This window comes from Streptomyces sp. NPDC049541 (assembly GCF_044465725.1).
Lineage (GTDB): Bacteria > Actinomycetota > Actinomycetes > Streptomycetales > Streptomycetaceae > Streptomyces.
This window is the reverse complement of sequence record NZ_JBITLY010000007.1, coordinates 1-17,759: the sequence shown is the minus strand read 5'-3', so window position 1 is coordinate 17,759 and position 17,759 is coordinate 1. Positions and strand designations below refer to the sequence as shown.

The window sequence follows — 17,759 nt, the reverse complement described above, 5'->3', positions numbered from 1 at the left end:
GCCGTCGACGTGTCGAGGTCCGTGTCCGCGAGGATGATGAAGGCCATTGCCCCCCGGTTCCATCAAGGTCGTGGGCAGTAGGCACGTTGATCATCGGGACGGTTTCACCGCGCGACGGCGCGTCTGCACTGCTTCCCTTCGGTCACCGATGAGTTTCGGTGTGCCGGACGGTCCAAGTCGGCACATCGAAACGAATGGAGAGCCCGATGGGTACGACGCGTTTGCAGCCGATGGCTCACATCGCCCGTCGCATGTTCGAGCTTCTGGAGCCGATCTGCCTGGTCACCTACTGCGCCGACGAGTGCAACGAGGAGCTGGCCGCGCTCGGCCACCGCACCTACTGGGACGGCTACTTCGCCAGCCGGGCCGCACCGCTGGGACGCGTGGCGGCCCACGTCGTGCACGCGGCCTTCTACAACTTCGCCGACGGAGAAGCCGCGCGCCACATCCCCAGCGCCTGGGAGACGATCCCGCCCGAGGCCTCCGTCGCCGCGCGGGAGCGGGGCAGCGCGGCCTCCCTGCGGCGCATCCTCGGCGAGGAGCTGACCCACTCCCCCGGCCTGGTGCGCGCCGCCGACCTGACCACCAAGGCCGCCACGAGCGCCCCCACCGAAGGCCGGGTGATGTACGCCGGCATGCGCACCCTTGAGATCCCCAGCGACCCCGTCGCCCGACTGTGGCATTCCGCGACCATGCTGCGCGAGCACCGCGGCGACGGACACATCGCCGCCCTCGTCGGCGCACGCATCGGCGGCACGGAAGCCCATGTCCTTTCCGCGCTGGAACAGGGCATCCACCCGCCGGAGTCGTTCGGACGCATCCATCATCTGCCAAAACAGCGGCTGGCCGCGGTCATGGACGGCCTGCGCGAACGCGGACTGGTCGATGCAGAGGGCCACTTCACCGACGCGGGCCGCGAGGTCAAACACCGCATCGAAGCCCTCACCGACGAACTCGCCGCCCCGCCCTACGAAGCCCTGTCCCCCGCCGAACTCGACGAACTGATCACCGAACTCGAACCCATCACCGCGACGCTGGTGGCCACCGGCTCGCAGTGACGCCCAGCAACCAACCGGACGGAGACCTCCAGACGGCGCGCGAGCTCCCGCTCACCACCACCGCCCGATCACCGCGACCATGGCAGATTCCCGGCGGCACTACGGGATCAGTACGATCTTCCCGGTGATGTGGCCGGTCATGATCTGGCGATGCGCGTTGGCGGCTTCGCGCAGCGGGTGGGTGCCGGCGATCAGGATGCGCAGTCGACCTGCCTCCGCCTCCGCGGTGAGCTGCAGTCGGGCCGCGTCCCGGACCTCCGTGCCCGGGTCCGCGCCGGGCGCGCCGCCGAGGAGCTTGATGCCGGCCCGGGCGCCGCGCTCGAAGCCGGCGATGGTGGCGATGCGGGCGCGGTCGGCCACGAGTTCCACGGAGACATCCACCGCCTCGTCGGTGCCCACCAGGTCGGCCGCCGCATCGACGCCGCCCGGCGCCGCCGCCCGTACCCGGTCGGCCAGTCCGGGCCCGTAGGTGATCGGGACCGCGCCCAGGTCGCGCAGCAGGTCGTGCTTGGCCTGGCTCGCGGTTCCGAGGACGGTGGCGCCGCGTGCCACCGCCAGTTGCACGGCCGCCAGGCCGACTCCCCCGGCGGCGCCGTGGATCAGCACCGTCTCGCCCTTGCCCAGGCCGATCGCTTCGAGGGCGTGCACGGCGGTGACTCCGGCGGCCATCAGTCCACCGGCCTGTTCCCAGGACAGCCTGGCGGGCTTGGGCACCACCGACGAAGCCGGTACGACGAGTTCGGCGGCGTAGGCGCCGACCGCGCGATAGGCGATCACCTCGTCGCCGACCTCCACCGGACCCGCGGGGCCGTTCGCGTCCGCGCCCACCGCGGTCACGACTCCGGCGGCCTCGGTGCCGAGCCGCATCGGCAGCCGTGCCGGGTCTGTTCCGAAGGCACCGCTGTAGACCTTGTGGTCGAAGGGATTGACGCCCGCGGCACGGACCGCGATGCGCACCTGCCCGGGCCCGGGCTCCGGGACGGCGATGTCGATGACCGACAGAACCTCGGGACCGCCGTACGCGCTTGCCACCACTGCTTCGCTCATGTCCGAGAGCAACACGGGCTCGAAAGGACACATTCCGCCTGAGTCCCCTTCATTTGCCGAAACGCACAACTGCCGCGACCCGTAACGCAGTTGACGGGATTCGCCCGGGTCCGTCTGGCACCCGGCGAGGAGCGCAGAGTCACCTTCCGCCTGCACACCGACCGCCTCGCCTACACCGCCCCCGATCTGCACCGCATCGTCGAACCCGGCGAGATCACCGTCCGACTCGGCGCCTCCAGCACCGACATCCGGCTCACCGGCACCATCCACCTCACCGGCCCGACCCGCCGGGTCGGACACGCCGGAGTGCTGCATACGCCGGCATACGTCGACTGAGCTGCCGCGCCTGCCTCGAACCGCCTGCGACGTGGGTCGACGTCCCCAGTCGCAGGCGGTCAAGGTCCCCTTTTTTCGAGCGGGCCGGTCTCGCTGACGGCCCGGCCGATGGCGGCGGAACCCACCTCGTGGTCAGACCCGTTCCAAGGGGCGGTGCGGACCGCTGGGGAGTTCCATCTCGATGGTGTCTCCGGGAAACACCTCGCCGCCTTCCCTCACGATGCTCATGATTCCGGCCTTGCGCACGATGTTCCCCGCCTCGTCACGGCCGACGACCTGCTTGAGCAGCCCGTTCTGGAAGTTGTCGATCTGCAGGCAGGGATTGCGCAGGCCGGTGACTTCGAGGACCGCGGAGGCGCCGATGCGCAGCAAGGTGCCGACCGGCAGACCGAGCAGATCGATGCCCCGCGTGGTGATGTTCTCGCCGAGTTCGCCGGGCGCCACCTTGAACCCTTCTTCACCGACCTCGGCGAAGAGCTCTTCGTGAATGAGGTGGACCTGGCGCAGATTCGGCTGGGTGGGATCCTGCGCGACGCGCGAGCGGTGCTTGACCGTCACACCGGCGTGCACGTCTCCCTCCACCCCGAGCCCGGCGAGCAGTCTGACGCTCTCCCGGTTGGGCTTGGTGAACGAGTAGTCCCCGTTGCTGCTGACCGCCGTCACTGTCCCGCTCATGGCTCGGACCCCCTCGTCGGTAACTGTGATCAGCCACCAGCCTAGCCAGGGGACGTCCTGGCCGAGCTCACCGTCCTGGCCCGCCGGCACAGACGGCCGCCTTGGGGGGCTCGCCCGACAACGCTACGGCAAAGTAGCGTAACGCTTCGTATCGACGTTCGAGACTCTGTGAGGCTGCGATGGGAAATCCCGACCCGTTAGTGATCGATCCGGCCGGTCGCGACATTCACGGCGAAGCCGCCCGTATCCGCGAGCGCGGACCGGTGACCCTGGTCGAACTCCCCGACGGGGTTGCGGCGTGGGCCGTCAGCTCCCCCGATCTGCTCAAGCGTCTGCTGACCGACCCGCGCGTCTCCAAGGACGCGCGCCGCCACTGGACCCGCTGGATCAACGGCGAAATCGCCCCGGAATGGCCGCTGTTCACCTGGGTCGCGGTGCAGAACATGTTCACCGCGTACGGCGGCGAGCACAAACGCCTGCGGGCCCTGGTCTCCAAGGCGTTCACCGCACGCCGCACCGCCGCGCTCCGGCCTCGTGTCGAAGAGATCACCAAGAACCTGCTGGACCGGGTCGAGCAGGCCGGACAGGACGGGCGGGTCGTCGATCTGCGCGAGGGGTTGTGCTACCCGTTGCCCATCCAGGTCATCAGCGAACTGTTCGGCCTGCCCGAGGACCAGGGTGCAGAGCTACGGGCCGTGGTGGACGGCGTCTTCCACACCTCCGCCACTCCGGAGGAGGTCACCGACATCTACACGCGGTTCTACGCGGCACTCGCCAAACTCGTCGCCTTCAAAAGGGAGTCACCCGGCGACGACCTGACGTCCGCCCTCATCGCGTCGCGGGACGACGAGGGCGGCACCCGCCTCAGTGAGCAGGAACTCCTCGACACCCTGATGCTCATGGTCAGCGCGGGCCACGAAACCACGGTCAACCTCATCGACAACGCCATCCACGCACTGCTCACCCACCCCGACCAACTCGCGCTCGTCCGCGGCGGCCACGCCTCCTGGGACGACGTGATCGAGGAGACGCTGCGCGTCGAGGCGCCGGTCGCGAGCCTGCCGCTGCGATACGCCGTGGAGGATCTGGCGATGAGCGAGTTCGGCGGCCCCGAAGGAGTCGTGATCGGCAAGGGTGAGGCCATCCTGGCCGCGTACGCCGCGGCCGGACGCCATCCCGGCAAGTACGGCGACGACGCGGACCGCTTCGATGTCACCCGCGTCGACAAGGAGCACCTGGCCTTCGGCCACGGCGTGCACTTCTGCCTGGGCGCCCCGCTGGGGCGGCTGGAGGCGCGGATCGCGCTGCCGGCGCTCTTCGAGCGTTTCCCGGATCTGCAACTCGCGGTGGAGCAGGACGAGTTGGAGCCGGTGGATTCCTTCATCTCCAACGGTCACCGCTCCCTCCCCGTACGCCTGCGCTGAGCCGCCCGAACACGACAAACAGGTAGGCGGGCCCACGCTCCACGCCAAGGGGGCGTGGACCCGTACGCCCATCGGTGATGGGGAGGGAGGGCGGGGCCCTAACCGACCAGGCGGCGGCGCCAGTCCAAAGGGGTGACGGTGATGGCCCGGCCGGGGTCACCGTCCCACTCGGTGCGCAGGCCGGTTGCTTCGAGGGCGGTCACGACCTCGCGGCCGATGGCTGCAGTGGTCTCGGACGAGCCGTCGAAGCCGCCGTAGAGGAGCATCAGTCCGTGGCCCGCTGCGGCTGAGTCCGTGCACTGGGTGTGGAAGTAGACGAAACCACGGGCGTCGGGCCCGGCTTCGCCGCCGATCTCGGACTGGCCGCAGCTGCGGCAGCAGGTGAAGTTCTCGCGGGCTGTGATCCCGGCCGCCTGCAAGGCGGTGAACGCACGGGTGAGCCGCTCGGGGTCGGTCTCACCCTGCCAGGCAGCTTGCTCCGCGACCCGCTCCAGCCACAACCGGTCGGCCAGCGCCTCCGATTGCTCGCGCGAAACCGGCCGACGGTCCTCGCTGACCAGGTACTCCTCAGCGATCTCGGCCAGTTCGGCGCGGGAGGCGTACCCGCCGACCAGCACCTCGCGGACGCGCTTCTCCAACTCCATGCGTTCGTTTTCGGCGAGGTCGAGCGGCGGCACTTCGCGGGCGGGGCCCATGTCCAGCAGCGACCAAGCGAGACCACCGTCCCAGCCGGCCTCCCGGCGGGCCCAGCCGGTGATCGCCGCGATCACGGCTTCGGGCCCGCCGACCAGCGCCTGGAAGTGCCGGTCGGCGGCACCGTCGCGGTGTTCCAACGTGTAGTCAGCGCCGGTCTCGTGCCAGACCTGGACGAAGACGTCTGGCAGGTCGGGTATCCGCTGGACCACCAGGAACCGGTCACCGCCGGCACCGATTCTGCGGACCAACCCGGCCAGCTCATCGGCGGACACGCGGACGTGCCGTTCCCGGTTCTCGGTCCTCACCACGATCTCGAGCATGGGCAGACTCTGACACACCCCTCTCAGTACGGATCTCCCGGGACGCCTCCGAATCGCGCATGCCGGCGGCGGCCGCGGCGCTGTGACGGGTGCCCGGCCTCGGGTCAGGTCGTCGGTGCCGGGCCGGGCGGAAGGTGGACCGTCATGATCAGGTGGCAGGTCTCGGTGCCCGCCCCGCGGTAGGTGTGCGGGGTGTCGCCGTCGAACGTGGCGGTCTGGCCGGCCTCGACGGTGTGCTCAGCGCCGTCGACGACCAGGGTCAACCGGCCGGAGGTGACGCTGACGGTCTCCACGACGCCGGCCTGGTGGGGATGGCTGGGGTACTCCTCACCCGGTTGCAGCCGCCAGCGCCAGACCTCGACCGGAGCCGGTCCCGAGGTCGTCAGCATGAGCCGGGCCTCGCCGCCCCGCTCCCCCGTCCACAGGGGTGTCACGGCGTCGGCGGCCACGACCCGTACCCGGCCTTCGGGCGATCCCTGCATCAGGGCGGACACCGAGATGCCCAGAGTGTCGGCGAGCCTGACCAGGGTGGCCAGGTTGGGGTTGCCCTGGGCTTTCTCCAGTCCCACCAGGGCGCCCTTGCTGACCTGGGCCCGGCGGCTGAGCTCGTCCAGGGACAGGCCCGCGCGCATGCGTGCCGCCCGGACGTTGTGCGCGACCGTTCGCAGCGCTGCGGCCGTCTCCGTCACCTGGTCACCTTCCCTGCCACCGGACATTCCACTGCACCGCACGGTCGATCGGTTGCAACCCTAAGTCGGTTTGCTGTACGGTGCGGTCGTTCCACTGAATGGTAAGGGATTGTGCTGTGATCGCTCTGCTGCTGGCCCTGGGCAGCTCTCTCGCGTACGGGTGCGCCGACTTCCTCGGCGGTCTCGGCGCCCGGAAAGCCCATGTGCTGCGGACGGTGATGGTCGCCGCCCCGGCCAGTCTCGCGGTCGAGCTGCTGCTGTGGCCGCTGCTCGGCGCCTCCTTCAGCCCGGCGGCCGTGGGCTGGGGCGCCGCCTCGGGTGTGGCTTCCGCTGCCGCGTTCGCCCTGCTGTACCGCACGCTGGCGATCGGCCCGATGAACGTGCTCTCGCCGCTGACCGCGCTGGTGTCCGCCGCGCTGCCCGTCGGCGTAGGACTGCTGCAGGGTGAACACCTGACCACCGCCGGAGCGGTGGGCCTGCCGCTCGCGCTGGTGGCCGTGGTGCTGGTCAGCGCCGGAGACGGCGCGGGCTCGGCCCGTCCCTCCCGTACGGCGCTGCTCCTGGCCTTCGGCGCGGGTGCCGCCATCGCCCTGCAGCTGGTCTTCCTGCACCAGACGCCCTCCGACAGCGGAGTCGCCCCGCTGATCATCGGCCGCGCCGTCTCCTCGGCCGTCACCCTGGTCGCGGCCGGGCTGATGCACCGCAGGCTGGGCCCCGAGCGACCCGCCTACGCGCTGTCGGCGACCGCGGGTGTGCTGGACTCCATGGCGAACTTGCTGTTCCTGCTCGCCGCCCGCAGCGGGGACCTCACCGTCGTCGCCGTCATCACCGCCCTCTATCCGGCCGGTACCCTCCTGCTCGCCCGCGGCGTGCTCGCCGAACGCGTCCACCGCGGCCAGCTCGCCGGTCTCGGCGTCGCCGCCGTCGCCGTCAGCCTCCTCGCTCTGACCTGAGCAGACCCGCACAACCAAGGAGATGAGCATGCTGGTCCACCCGTGGGACGCCGGCCTGGACGAGGAAGAATGGCAAGCCTGGATCGCCGACGGCCACGACTTCGGACAGCTCAGCGTCAACGGCCTGCCGGGCCACCCGCCCATGGTCGTCCCCACCCACTTCACCTGCGACGGAACCCGTCTCCTGGTCCACCTCGCCAGGCCCAACCCGGTCTGGAAGGCGATCGAGCACGACCCGAACGTGGTCTTCACCGTCATCGGCGACTACGCCTTCATTCCCGGCCCCTGGCGGGCCGCGCCCGGCATCCCACCCACCGACGGCGTCCCCACCAGCTACTACGCGGCCGTCCAGTTCACCTGCCGCGCCGAGATCGTCGACGACCCCGAGGCCAAGGCAGAGCTGCTGCGCCGCCAGCTCGCGCACTTCCAGCCGGACGGCGACCATGCACCCATAGCCGTCGACGAGCCGCCGTACGGCCGGATACTCTCGGGCATCCGTGGGCTGCGCCTCGAAGTCACCGACGTACGGGCCAAGTTCAAGTACGACGACCACAAGCCCCTCGAACACCGCAGCACCGTCGCCGAGCGCCTCGCCGAGCGCGGCCAGGGCCTGGACGTGCCCACCGCCCGCCAGCAGCTGCGCCGCCTGGACCGCATCGGTCCCTGGAAGTCCTGACCGCCACCGTCCGCAGGAAACGGAAAACACCGCCCATGCCCACCTTCCGCATCACCCCCGCCGTCGCCGAAGCCTTCCCCGACACCCTGATCGCCCTGGTCACCGCCACCGGCCTGCGCGGGCGCGAGTCCTGGCCGCACACCGCCGCGGCCGTCGAGGAACTGGAGCGGCAACTCGCCGACGGCACCTGGCAGCCCGCCGACGAGACCGACCCCCGTATCGAGGCCTGGCACGCCGCCTACCGCTCCTTCGGCACCAACCCCCGCCGCATCCGCCCCAGCGTCGACGCGCTCGGCCGCCGCCTGGCGAAGAGGGGGAGCCTGCCGCGCATCAACCCCGCGGTCGACTCCTACAACGCCGTCTCCGTACGGCACGGCCTGCCCGCCGGCGCCTTCGACCTCGACCACGTCACCGGCGACGTCGACATCCGCCACGCGGACGGCACCGAGTCCTTCACCCCGCTCGGCGAACCCGACACCGTCGAGCACCCCAAGCCCGGCGAGATCATCTACGCCGACACCGCTGGCGTCCTGACCCGCCACTGGAACCACCGCGACGCCCACCGCACCCGCGTCACCGAGGACTCCACGCACGTCGCCTTCCTCCTCGAAACCCTCCATGCCGACCGCGACGGCAACCTCCTCAAGCTCGCGGCCGACGAACTGCAGGCCCTGCTCGCCCCGCACGCCGACCGAACCACCGTGTCCTACCTCAGCCCTTCGCAGCCGGAGGCCACTGCCTGAGCTACGTGCGTTTGCCGTTGCGGGGTGCGGCGCTCCGGATCAGGGATCAGGTGGGCCCACGCCCGGTGGCGTGCCGCAGCCTGGGGCAACGGTTCCCAGTGCAGCCGCATCAAGTGGGCCGGCGTGGTCGGCTGGCGCCGTCCGTTCGTGGAGGTGCGGGCCGTGCCGACCGGTGCGTTCACATATGTTCGGAGAGTGCCGCACGGACGCCGCGTCCCTATCGTTGCGCCATGACGGACGAACCGCTGCCGGCGCAGGTCTTCCCGAACCGTTTTCCCGAGGCGGTGGACTCCCAGCGCGGGGTGCCGCAGGACGACTGCCACTGTTTCAGCCAGGTCCGGGTGAGTCCGCCCGGCGCGGCGACGTCCTTCCACGCCGAGATCGTCGGCCACAACCAGCAGACTTCTTCCGGTACCAGGGCCCGGTGTCCGACCCTCGACCTACGATGCCCGGATGCAGCCACACTTCACGGGCACCGCGCTGATCACTGACGATGTTGCGGCCCTCGCCGCCTTCTATGCCGCTGTCCTGGAGGCAGATGTCGAAGGGAGCGATCCCTTCGCCCGGGTGACGGTCCCCGGCGCCGTCCTCTCGTTCTTCTCCACACAGGGCATGGAGTCGATGGTGCCCGGATCGATGGCCACCGCTGCGAGTGGAGGCTTCACCCTGGAGTTCCAGGTCACCGACGTGGACGCACGCCACGAACGACTGTTGGCTCGAGGCGTTGAAATCCTCAAGCCGCCGACAACCCAGCCGTGGGGGCGCCGTTCAGTGTGGCTGCGCGATCCAGAAGGCAACATCGTCAACCTCTACCAGGAGGCGTGACGACCGGCGTCCACACCTCGCTTCGGTCATTGCGGGACAGTTTTTGGCGTGCGTTCAGGGATTGAGGCGTCCCGACTTTCAGCCGTACCTTCCGAGAGCACTTGCCCCGGGGGCCGGCAGCAGCCCTGCCCGTCTCGCCGGGTTCACAGTGGGGAGGCCCAGGTCGCCGCCACGCAGACGCCTCCCTCTCGTCGGGAGTCGCGGTGCGAAATCGACCGACATGGTCAGCGACGCCTACCAAACGAACTGGGAGACCTCCTCAAGGCCCGCACAGCCGATTTGAGCCCGAATGTTCGTTTACGCCGACTGCGCACTGCTGCCCGTGCAGGCGTGTCCCATCCCCCCGTACTGGCCGACCGACCGGCACCCCGACGACGCGCAGCCGACCAGTCTGGTAGGCCAACTTTCCGTGCGGGACCAGGACTTCGAGGTTCCACCGTCCGGTCGCCGGTGAACTCGTCGTCTGGACGGCGGAACCTGCGCGGCGGCACGACGTCGAGGCCGATCGCCCTCGCGATGGGCGGGGCGATCGGCGACGTCCTTGGTTCAGGCGGGGACCCCGGTTTCCTTCTTCTCCGGGGTCTGCGTCGGGGTGGGTGCCGCAGGCGTGGTGCCGGGTCGGCGCAGGGTCAGGGCGATGGCCACGCCGAGGAGGGTGAGGGCGCTGGCGGTGAACCCCGCGGTGCGCAGGCCGGGGACGAGGCCCGGGCCGGTGCTGATCTCGACGCCGCTGTTGGCGATGGCCACCAGGATCGCCAGGCCGACGGCAGAGCCGATCTGCTGAGTGGTGGAAGCCATGGCCGAGGCGATGCCCTGGTGGCGGGCGTCGACTCCGCTGGTGGCCGCGACGAACATCGCGGTCCAGGCGATTCCCTGGCCGAGGCTGAGCAGGACCACGCCGGGCAGCAGGGCCGGATAGTCGCCGTTCGGGGACATGCCCAGCGCCAGGACGGCCATGCCGGCGGCGCCCACGAGCAGACCGGTGACGATCGTCGTGCGGGGACCGACCTTGCCGAGAAGCCTCTCGCTCAGCTTGGTGCCGACCATGCCCACCAGCGCCGAGGGCAGGAACGCCAGGCCGGTGGCCAGGGCGCCGTAGCCGCGTACGTTCTGCAGGTAGACGGTGAAGAAGTAGTACTGGGCGCCGAAGGTGCCCATGAAGACGAAGGTGATGCCCATCGCGGCGACCAGGCTGCGGTTGCGGAACAGGCGCAGCGGCATCAGCGGGTGCGCGGTGCGGGACTCGACGATCAGGAACAGTCCGATGAACAGCGCGCCGCCCAGGAGGGCGATGAGCGTCTCGGCGGAGCCCCAGCCGGCCTCGGGGCCCTGGACGACGCCGAAGACGAGGGCGCTGAAGCCGACCGTGGCGGTCAGCGCGCCGGTCAGGTCGAAGCCGCGGCCCCGCTCACGTGGTGCGTCCTTGGCGATGACCGAGAAAGCCGCTGCGGCGGCGCCCAGGGCGAGGGGGACGTTGACGTAGAAGACGGACTCCCAGCCGAGGTAGCTGGTCAGGACACCGCCCAGCAGGGAGCCGAGTGCCAGACCGACGGCGCCGGCGCCGCCCCAGATCGCGAGGGCCCGGTTGCGTTCGGCACCCTCGGTGAAGGTGGTGGCGATCAGGGAGAGCGTGGCGGGCAGCAGCAGGGCGCCGCCGAGGCCCTGGACCGCGCGGGCGGCCACGAGCAGCCCTGGGTCGGTGGCCAGTCCGCCGGCCAAGGAGGACAGGCCGTAAAGGACCAGGGCGGTGGTGAACATGCGGCGGTGACCGAGGAGGTCGGCGGCCCGGCCGCCGAGCAGCAGGAAGCCGCCGAAGGCGACCGCGTAGCCACTGACGACCCACTGCAGGTTCTGCGCGTCGAAGCCGACCTCGCGTCCGATCTCGGGCAGGGCGACATAGACGATGTTGTAGTCGATAGCGCTGATGAACTGTGCGAACGCCAGCAGGGCGAGCAGCAGCCCCGTCGAGCGCGGCTTGGAGTGGGGTGACATGAACCAGAACCTTTCGAGACGCTTATGTAAGCGGTTGACCGCTTACATCTGGCTCCAAAAAAAGGGGCCGCTTCGAGCGGCCCGGCAGGGCTGCACACACTAGGCGCGCAGGGTGCGCGTCCAAGGTGCATCGACGGCGGCCGCATCGATCGCGACCAGGACATTGCTGAGCAGGCCGTGGGCGAAATAGCTGCGGATCTGCTCGTCGGAGGCTCCGGACAAGGCGCGGACGTACTCGACCTGCTTGGCATAGCAGGTCCGCACCGCCTCACCGATGACCGGCTCACTCGCGCTGCACTGCGCATGCATGAGGATCATGAGCACGTCCCGGTCGGCGATGACCTCGTCGTAGGAGGCCGTCAGCGCCTTGAGGATCGCTTCCGGGTCGGTGGTCCGCACCGATGCGGCCGCCGCGGCGGCGCTCTCGCGCAGACGGGCGGAACAGTGGTCGACCAGGGATGCGAACAGCGTCTCCTTGTCCTTGAACAACCGGTACAGATAGCCCTGCGAGATGCCGGCGGCCTTGGCCACGTCCATCGTCGACGTCCCGTAGTACCCGCGCTCGGCGAACGTCTTGATCGCCGTCTGCATGACCGTGGCCCGGCGCTCCTCGGCAGTGGAACGCTGTCGTGTCCTTGCCTCCATGAAAGTAATCAACCACTTGCATCCGGGCTATGTCAATCTGGCGCTGCCGCCGACAGCGGCGGCGACAATGAGACGGATGCCGGTTCGACAGCAGTTTTGGGGTGGGGATGCTGACGGGGATCGTCATCGACGCGCTGGACGTCGCGCGCATGGACCGCTTCTGGTCGGACGCGACGCGGGGGCGAACGGGCGGCCTGCGCTTGCGTTTCGTGCCCACCGCGCAGCCGAAGACGGTGCGCAAGAACCGACTGCACCTCGACCTGGCCGGGGGGCCGGGCTGGGAGGCCGAGGTGGCTCGCCTGCTCACAGTCGGTGCAACGCGGGTCGACATCGGCCAAGGGGACGTCCCGTGGGATGTGCTGGCCGATCCGGAGGGCAACGAGTTCTGCGTGCTGCGCCCCGGGCACCCCGGCGTGCTCACCGACTCCGGGCTCGTCGCGATCTGCCTCGACGTCCTGGAGGAGGCCCGCTGCGCGCAGCGGACCTTCTGGCAGTCCCAGGCCGACTGGCAGGCGGTCGAGTCCCACGACTGGGGCGTCCGGCTGCGCCGACGGCCCACCAGCGCGGTCTCACTGGTGATGGGACCGCCTGCGGCGCCGAAGCAGGCCCGGAACAGGCTCCGGCTGGAGGTCACCCGACCCGACCGGGAACCCGGCGAGTTCCTCGACGCCGGTGGGAACGAGTTTCACGTCACCGGGTGACCCTCCCCCTCCAGGGCCTGCCGACTGCGTGGGCGTTCTGTCGCGTCCGCCGTACACCTACCGCTCTCCGACGCGCTGTCACCCGTGCTGCGAGGACGCCGACGAAGGCGGGCCGGGCATCGAGGACGGGGCGACCACCGTGCTGGTCGGAGGGTTCGCCGTGGCCGGGGATGCCTGTCGAGCTGGTCCGCGCGCTCAGCCGGCAGGGCGGGAGCGAACTGACGGTGGCGTCGAACAGCCCCGCAACTGCGCCGAGCGCTCAGGCTCCGCGAGAACGCGAGCACGGACCTGGTGGCCTGCCGCGCGCTGTTCCTGGCAGGAGGCCCGCGGCCGCCCCTCGAAGGGGCAGGACGAGCGACCTGCTCTAGGCTCTCCTACGCGGCCGTGGCGCACCGCGGCTGGTGCCCTGAAGGAATCGCTGTCAGGAGGATCGTTGGATCACGACGAGCGGGCCGACCGCCCCGGAAGCCACGGCGAACACCAGATGCAGCGTGAGTTGGGCACCCTCGACCGCGCGGACCGCTTCTACGACGAGCAGGTACTGGACCGGCTGAACCCGCGGATGCAGGAGTTCGTGACCCGCCAGGAGATGTTCTTCCTCGCCACCGCGGACCGCCACGGCGAGTGCGACAACACATTCCGGGCCGGACCGCCCGGCTTCCTCGGGGTGCTTGACGAGGCGACCCTGGCGTACCCGGAGTACCGCGGGAACGGAGTCATGGCCTCGCTCGGCAACATCCGGGAGAACCCGCACGTCGGCATCCTGATGATCGACTTCTCTCAGGACCGTATCGGCCTGCACGTCAACGGCCGGGCGCAGTTGGTCACGGACGAGGCGATGCGCCGGAGGTATCCGCATCTGCCCGTTGATCCGGTGCCCGGCCGCCGGCCCCAGATGTGGGTGGAGGTGGAAGTGGAGGAGGCCTACATCCACTGCTCCAAGCACATACCGCGCCTGGTCAAGGCACCACTGCGGCAGAACGCGAACGGAATCGGCGACGCGGCCGCCATCGGTGAGCAGGCGTGGGGCACGGACGACGTCAGGCGCAAGGGCGGTGACTACTTCGGTGCCGCAGCCGAGTCGGGGCGCCGGCTGTCTTCCCGCTGAGGACCAGCCTGCGAGTCCGCCACGTCGACACCCCGAGCATGCGGCTCCGCAACCCAGGTGTCGTCGGGAGAGCTGACGTCGGCGCCGTGTGTTTCGTCACGCACCCGATTCACCGGTCATCCGATCGATCCCACGCACCGTCGCGCGCGCCATGCTCCCAGCATGACTGACACCCCCCGACCCCATTCCACAGAACCCGAGCGCGCGTCAGAGTCGGCCGGCGGCTCGGGTGATGCGAGCCGCAGAACCGTCATCGCCGCCCTGGGCGGTGCGACCCTCGGAGCGGTCGCTCTGGGGCTCACGTCCGGGCAGGCGGCCTCGGCCGCAAACCGGAACGAAGCTGCCCCGGCCCGGCAGGCCGCCGACTGCGTCCTCACGCCCGAGCAGACCGAGGGGCCTTACTACCTGGACCTGGAGACGGTCCGCAAGGACATCACCGAGGGCAAGTCCGGCGTTCCCCTCACCCTCCGCGTCAAGGTGATCGACACCGCGACCTGCGCCACGCTGCCCGGCACGGCGGTCGACATCTGGCACTGCGACGCTCTCGGCGTCTACTCCGGCTACGTGGCCGGCGGCTCCACCCCGGACACGACCTTCCTGCGCGGCGTGCAGCTGACCGACTCCACTGGCGTCGCCGAATTCACCACCATCTACCCCGGCTGGTACGTCGGCCGTGCCCTCCACATCCATGTCAAGACGCATGTCGGCGGCACCGTCACCAACGGCAAGTACCGGGGAGGCCACGTCTCCCACACCGGTCAGCTCTACTTCCCGGAGACGTACAACAGCAGGGTCGCCGCCTTGGCCCCCTACCGGAGCAACACCGCCACGCGCACGCTCAACGCCAGGGACGGCATCTACCGCAACGGCGGGTCCTCGACCCTGCTGACGCTCACGCAGGTCGGCAGCGACCTCGGCAAGGGAGTGACCGGCACCGTCGTACTCGGCATCGATCCCGACTCCGTGCCCTGACAGCCGACGCCCGGGCAGCGTGCATGGGCGGACGGCATGCATGGGCGGCCGGGATGCGGGGATGACCGGAGCATGACATGTGAGTCCTGCGGTGCGCCGCTGACCGATCGCCCCCGCAGTGGTCGACCGGCTCGCTACTGCTCCGGAGCATGCAGACAACGGGCGTTCCGGCAACGCTCGGCGCGCCCGGATTCAAGCCGGGCGCAGACGGCCCTGTCACCGCCCGCACAGGGCGCTTCCCGCTCGCTGACGGCCACCGCGCAGGGCAGCGGTCTGCCGCCGGCCCTCGATTCCTTCGTGGGCCGGCGGGCGGAGCTGTCGCGGCTGCGCACGCTGCTGAGGACGTCACGGCTCCTGACGCTGACCGGTGCCGGCGGCGTCGGCAAGACGCGGTTGGCGCTGGAGTTCGCCAGGGGCCTGCCCGACCGCCACGGGCAGGTCGACCTGGTCGAACTCGACGCGCTGGGTGACGGCGCCGCGCTGGCACAGTCCGTCGCCGCCGCTCTGGCCGTGGGGGAACGGGCCGGACGATCCGGTGTCGACCTCCTGATCCACGCGATCGGCGACTCCCGTCGGCTGCTGATCCTGGACAACTGCGAGCACCTGGCCGAGCCGTGTGCCCGGCTGGTCGCGACTCTGCTGAGTCACTGCCCTCGGTTACGGATCCTCGCCACCAGCCGGGAGGCCCTGCGGGTGCCCGGGGAGACCGTGCTGCGCGTCGGTGAGCTGTCGCTGCCGTCGGCCGACGCCGGAGACGACCCGGACGTCCTTCTGCGGGCGGATGCCGTCCGGCTGTTCGTCGAGCGTGCCTCGAGCTGTTCGCCAGGGTTCACGCTGCATCGCGGAAACGGCCGGACGGTTGCCGAGATCTGCCGCAGACTGGACGGCCTGACGCTCGCCGTCGAGCTGGCGGCCCGCCGGGCCAGGACGCTTCCGCCGCACGACATCCTGGCAGGACTGGGCGACCAGATGTCCCAGCTGCCCCTGCTGTCAGGCGGGCACAGGACCGGCCCCGGCCGCCACAGCGAGCTGGCCGCCGCGATCGACTGGAGCCACCGCCTGCTCGATCCGGCCGAACAGGCCGTCTTCCGGCGTCTCGCGGTCCTCGTCGGCGGGTTCGACACGGCGGCGGCGCGGGCGGTCTGCGCCGCCGAGGGAGTCGCCCCGTCCCGGAATCTCGGCATCCTGTGCGCCCTCGAGGCCAAGTCCCTGATCGCACGTCTCTCGGGAGACACGGCGGGAGACGCGGAGACCGCACGGTTCAGACAGCTGAGCACCATCCGTGCCTACGCCCTGGAGCGCCTGCTCGCATCCGGCGAGTGGCACAGCACCCGGCAACGGGTCCTCGTATGGCTGAACGGACTGACGGACCGGGCCGACGGAGAGGTGTTCCCCGACCAGGCCGGCAGCCCGCTGGCCGTGGAACGGGACAACCTCGCGGCGGCTCTGGCCGACACCACCGGTCACGACGGCGTCTCGCGCCGACGGCTGGAACTGGAACTGGCACGCGTGCACTACGAGCAGGAACAGCCGTCCGCCGCCCGCGCGTTACTGACGGGACTGCTGCGGGAAGACGGCGTCAGGACGCTCGGCGGGGCGGTACCGGCGCTCGCGGCGCGCGTGGCCTGTCAGCGGGCCGATCCGGTGCAGGCGCTGGACCTCGGCGAGCAGGCGGTGGCCGTGGAGCGCATGCGCGCTCACCCCGCCGGACTTGCCAACGCCCTGGACGCGCGGGCCGCGGCGCGGCTGTGCCGCGGGGAATTCGACGCGGCCGTGGACGATCTGCGGGAGTGCCTGGAAGTCGTCGGCACGCTGGGAAGACCCAGGGACACGGCTTGGTGCACCCATCACCTGGCCTGGGCGCTGCTCCAAGCGGGCGGGGCGCAGGAGGCCGACACCCTCATGTCCCGCTGCCTGCCCGTGCTCAGAAGCCACGCTCCGTGGAACCAGGTCGCGGCCGCTCTGCACACGGCGGGCGCCGTGCGGCTGGCCCTCGGGCAACTGGACAGCGCCGAGGCGCTGTTCGGGGAGGTGCTGCGGATCGTCCCCGAAGGAAGTTTTCATGCGCTCTACCCGGTGGAGGGCCTGGCGCTCGTGGCCGCCGAGAGCGGGGACACGCGACGGGCCCTCATGCTGTACGAGGCGAGCGCGCAGGCACGCCGCCGCCTCGACACCGTCTCCGAGGCACCATGGCGACGCCAGGTGGAACGAACGGTGACCCGTATCAGCACACGGCTGCCGACATCCGCTCGGGACGCGGCCGTCAGCTGCGGCCGTCGGCTGCCCGTGGATCGCCTTGTCGCGTACGCGCTGCGGACAAGGAGCGCCGACCATCGAACGGCGACACGCGCCGTAGAGGCCGTCGACGGCCGACCGACGCTCACCGGAAGGGAGTTCATGGTGGCCGAGCTCGTCGCCGACGGGCTGACCAACCGTCAGATCGCTGAGCGGCTCGGTCTTTCGATCCATACGGTCGCCACACACCTGGACAAGGTGCGCGACAAGCTGGGCCTGCGGTCACGCACACGGATCGCCCTGTGGGTGGCCACACGGGTGGTCCGACCGCCGGCCCACGATGCCTGAGTCGTCGGCGTCCACAAGTGCGTGGTCATCGACTGGCAGGGCCACAGGAGTCCCAGATGGCGTCGTCCGGAGCCTGCCTTGGCTCGGGGCGTCGCCTGGCGCTGATCTGCGAGACTCGCCCATCGCGAACCCCGTCGAACAGTTCCCCGCCGGGAAGGCCCGCTCATCGCTCCTCCTGGCTCGGGCGGCGCGAGGAGAGGAGCGCGGCGATGAGCTCCCGTCGGCTGTGGACTCCGAACCGGGCGAAGACGGCTGTCAGGTGCTCCTGGACGGTGTAGGCGGAAACGTGGAGCCGCTCCACGATCTCCCGGGTCGA

General features: G+C 70.4%; 19 protein-coding genes. 11 read left to right on the top strand and 8 right to left on the bottom strand.

Going from position 1 to position 17,759, the window contains the following annotated elements; all coding sequences use genetic code 11:
* The first annotated feature begins 206 nt into the window (after window positions 1-206).
* Window positions 207-1,058 (top strand): MarR family transcriptional regulator, encoded by an 852-nt coding sequence (locus ACIBW9_RS25610; RefSeq protein ID WP_398958764.1) that lies wholly within the window; start codon window positions 207-209, stop codon window positions 1,056-1,058.
* Between the two features lie 99 nt (window positions 1,059-1,157).
* Here the strand turns inward: ACIBW9_RS25610 and ACIBW9_RS25605 are convergent, their stop codons facing one another.
* Window positions 1,158-2,090 (bottom strand): NADP-dependent oxidoreductase, encoded by a 933-nt coding sequence (locus ACIBW9_RS25605; protein ID WP_398959661.1) that lies wholly within the window; start codon window positions 2,088-2,090, stop codon window positions 1,158-1,160.
* A gap of 66 nt (window positions 2,091-2,156) precedes the next feature.
* Between ACIBW9_RS25605 and ACIBW9_RS25600 the strand changes: the two genes are divergently transcribed.
* Window positions 2,157-2,441 carry a fibronectin type III-like domain-contianing protein gene (locus tag ACIBW9_RS25600; RefSeq protein WP_398959659.1) on the top strand — a complete coding sequence of 95 codons (285 nt, stop codon included), beginning with the start codon at window positions 2,157-2,159 and terminating at the stop codon, window positions 2,439-2,441.
* Between the two features lie 132 nt (window positions 2,442-2,573).
* Here the strand turns inward: ACIBW9_RS25600 and ACIBW9_RS25595 are convergent, their stop codons facing one another.
* A complete protein-coding gene (locus ACIBW9_RS25595) occupies window positions 2,574-3,116 on the bottom strand; it encodes an MOSC domain-containing protein (protein WP_398958762.1) in 543 nt (180 codons plus the stop codon).
* Between the two features lie 179 nt (window positions 3,117-3,295).
* On the opposite strand from ACIBW9_RS25595, the gene ACIBW9_RS25590 reads away from it, so the two are divergent.
* The gene (locus ACIBW9_RS25590; RefSeq protein WP_398958760.1) at window positions 3,296-4,540 is read left to right on the top strand and encodes a cytochrome P450; all 1,245 of its coding nucleotides are present in this window, start codon (window positions 3,296-3,298) and stop codon (window positions 4,538-4,540) included.
* A gap of 98 nt (window positions 4,541-4,638) precedes the next feature.
* On the opposite strand, the gene ACIBW9_RS25585 is transcribed toward ACIBW9_RS25590, so the two are convergent.
* Window positions 4,639-5,556, bottom strand: a complete 918-nt coding sequence (locus tag ACIBW9_RS25585; protein WP_398958758.1) for a DUF6891 domain-containing protein — start codon at window positions 5,554-5,556, stop codon at window positions 4,639-4,641.
* A 104-nt stretch (window positions 5,557-5,660) separates the two neighbouring features.
* Window positions 5,661-6,245, bottom strand: a complete 585-nt coding sequence (locus tag ACIBW9_RS25580) for a helix-turn-helix domain-containing protein (protein ID WP_398958756.1) — start codon at window positions 6,243-6,245, stop codon at window positions 5,661-5,663.
* Between the two features lie 116 nt (window positions 6,246-6,361).
* Between ACIBW9_RS25580 and ACIBW9_RS25575 the strand changes: the two genes are divergently transcribed.
* The 3 genes from ACIBW9_RS25575 to ACIBW9_RS25565 are packed head-to-tail and all read left to right on the top strand — an operon-like array spanning window position 6,362 to window position 8,617.
* Window positions 6,362-7,198 (top strand): EamA family transporter, encoded by an 837-nt coding sequence (locus ACIBW9_RS25575; RefSeq protein WP_398958755.1) that lies wholly within the window; start codon window positions 6,362-6,364, stop codon window positions 7,196-7,198.
* Between the two features lie 28 nt (window positions 7,199-7,226).
* A complete protein-coding gene (locus tag ACIBW9_RS25570; protein WP_398958753.1) occupies window positions 7,227-7,874 on the top strand; it encodes an FMN-binding negative transcriptional regulator in 648 nt (215 codons plus the stop codon).
* Window positions 7,875-7,909: 35 nt separating this feature from the next.
* Window positions 7,910-8,617 (top strand): B3/4 domain-containing protein, encoded by a 708-nt coding sequence (locus ACIBW9_RS25565; RefSeq protein ID WP_398958751.1) that lies wholly within the window; start codon window positions 7,910-7,912, stop codon window positions 8,615-8,617.
* Between the two features lie 217 nt (window positions 8,618-8,834).
* Here the strand turns inward: ACIBW9_RS25565 and ACIBW9_RS25560 are convergent, their stop codons facing one another.
* Window positions 8,835-9,011 (bottom strand): hypothetical protein, encoded by a 177-nt coding sequence (locus ACIBW9_RS25560; RefSeq protein WP_398958749.1) that lies wholly within the window; start codon window positions 9,009-9,011, stop codon window positions 8,835-8,837.
* Between the two features lie 59 nt (window positions 9,012-9,070).
* Here ACIBW9_RS25560 and ACIBW9_RS25555 point away from each other — a divergent pair, with 59 nt between their 5' ends.
* Window positions 9,071-9,442 carry a VOC family protein gene (locus ACIBW9_RS25555; protein ID WP_398958747.1) on the top strand — a complete coding sequence of 124 codons (372 nt, stop codon included), beginning with the start codon at window positions 9,071-9,073 and terminating at the stop codon, window positions 9,440-9,442.
* A gap of 546 nt (window positions 9,443-9,988) precedes the next feature.
* Here the strand turns inward: ACIBW9_RS25555 and ACIBW9_RS25550 are convergent.
* Together ACIBW9_RS25550 and ACIBW9_RS25545 are read right to left on the bottom strand one after the other, a co-directional pair.
* The gene (locus ACIBW9_RS25550; RefSeq protein ID WP_398958745.1) at window positions 9,989-11,434 is read right to left on the bottom strand and encodes an MFS transporter; all 1,446 of its coding nucleotides are present in this window, start codon (window positions 11,432-11,434) and stop codon (window positions 9,989-9,991) included.
* A gap of 99 nt (window positions 11,435-11,533) precedes the next feature.
* A complete protein-coding gene (locus ACIBW9_RS25545) occupies window positions 11,534-12,079 on the bottom strand; it encodes a TetR/AcrR family transcriptional regulator (RefSeq protein ID WP_398958743.1) in 546 nt (181 codons plus the stop codon).
* A 107-nt stretch (window positions 12,080-12,186) separates the two neighbouring features.
* On the opposite strand from ACIBW9_RS25545, the gene ACIBW9_RS25540 reads away from it, so the two are divergent.
* The 4 genes from ACIBW9_RS25540 (at window position 12,187) to ACIBW9_RS25525 (ending at window position 17,443) form a co-directional block, all read left to right on the top strand.
* Window positions 12,187-12,780: a VOC family protein gene (locus ACIBW9_RS25540; protein WP_398959657.1), complete on the top strand. Its 594-nt coding sequence runs from the start codon at window positions 12,187-12,189 to the stop codon at window positions 12,778-12,780.
* A gap of 433 nt (window positions 12,781-13,213) precedes the next feature.
* On the top strand, window positions 13,214-13,888 hold the full coding sequence (locus ACIBW9_RS25535; protein WP_398958741.1) for a pyridoxamine 5'-phosphate oxidase family protein: 675 nt from the start codon (window positions 13,214-13,216) through the stop codon (window positions 13,886-13,888).
* Between the two features lie 162 nt (window positions 13,889-14,050).
* Window positions 14,051-14,860 carry an intradiol ring-cleavage dioxygenase gene (locus ACIBW9_RS25530; protein WP_398958739.1) on the top strand — a complete coding sequence of 270 codons (810 nt, stop codon included), beginning with the start codon at window positions 14,051-14,053 and terminating at the stop codon, window positions 14,858-14,860.
* Window positions 14,861-15,157: 297 nt separating this feature from the next.
* Window positions 15,158-17,443 (top strand): ATP-binding protein, encoded by a 2,286-nt coding sequence (locus ACIBW9_RS25525; RefSeq protein WP_398958737.1) that lies wholly within the window; start codon window positions 15,158-15,160, stop codon window positions 17,441-17,443.
* Window positions 17,444-17,606: 163 nt separating this feature from the next.
* On the opposite strand, the gene ACIBW9_RS25520 is transcribed toward ACIBW9_RS25525, so the two are convergent.
* Complete coding sequence (locus tag ACIBW9_RS25520; RefSeq protein WP_398959655.1) at window positions 17,607-17,747, bottom strand: LuxR C-terminal-related transcriptional regulator; 141 nt, start codon at window positions 17,745-17,747, stop codon at window positions 17,607-17,609.
* Between the last annotated feature and the right edge of the window lie 12 nt (window positions 17,748-17,759).

What these genes read in the sequence shown, in the direction of transcription:
- ACIBW9_RS25590 (WP_398958760.1), top strand. Translation starts at nt 3,296, where the DNA reads ATGGGAAATCCCGACCCGTTAGTGATCGATCCGGCCGGTCGCGACATT.
- ACIBW9_RS25585 (WP_398958758.1), bottom strand. Translation starts at nt 5,556, where the DNA reads ATGCTCGAGATCGTGGTGAGGACCGAGAACCGGGAACGGCACGTCCGC.
- ACIBW9_RS25570 (WP_398958753.1), top strand. Translation starts at nt 7,227, where the DNA reads ATGCTGGTCCACCCGTGGGACGCCGGCCTGGACGAGGAAGAATGGCAA.
- ACIBW9_RS25610 (WP_398958764.1), top strand. Translation starts at nt 207, where the DNA reads ATGGGTACGACGCGTTTGCAGCCGATGGCTCACATCGCCCGTCGCATG.
- ACIBW9_RS25550 (WP_398958745.1), bottom strand. Translation starts at nt 11,434, where the DNA reads ATGTCACCCCACTCCAAGCCGCGCTCGACGGGGCTGCTGCTCGCCCTG.
- ACIBW9_RS25565 (WP_398958751.1), top strand. Translation starts at nt 7,910, where the DNA reads ATGCCCACCTTCCGCATCACCCCCGCCGTCGCCGAAGCCTTCCCCGAC.
- ACIBW9_RS25545 (WP_398958743.1), bottom strand. Translation starts at nt 12,079, where the DNA reads ATGGAGGCAAGGACACGACAGCGTTCCACTGCCGAGGAGCGCCGGGCC.
- ACIBW9_RS25540 (WP_398959657.1), top strand. Translation starts at nt 12,187, where the DNA reads ATGCTGACGGGGATCGTCATCGACGCGCTGGACGTCGCGCGCATGGAC.
- ACIBW9_RS25530 (WP_398958739.1), top strand. Translation starts at nt 14,051, where the DNA reads ATGACTGACACCCCCCGACCCCATTCCACAGAACCCGAGCGCGCGTCA.
- ACIBW9_RS25595 (WP_398958762.1), bottom strand. Translation starts at nt 3,116, where the DNA reads ATGAGCGGGACAGTGACGGCGGTCAGCAGCAACGGGGACTACTCGTTC.
- ACIBW9_RS25555 (WP_398958747.1), top strand. Translation starts at nt 9,071, where the DNA reads ATGCAGCCACACTTCACGGGCACCGCGCTGATCACTGACGATGTTGCG.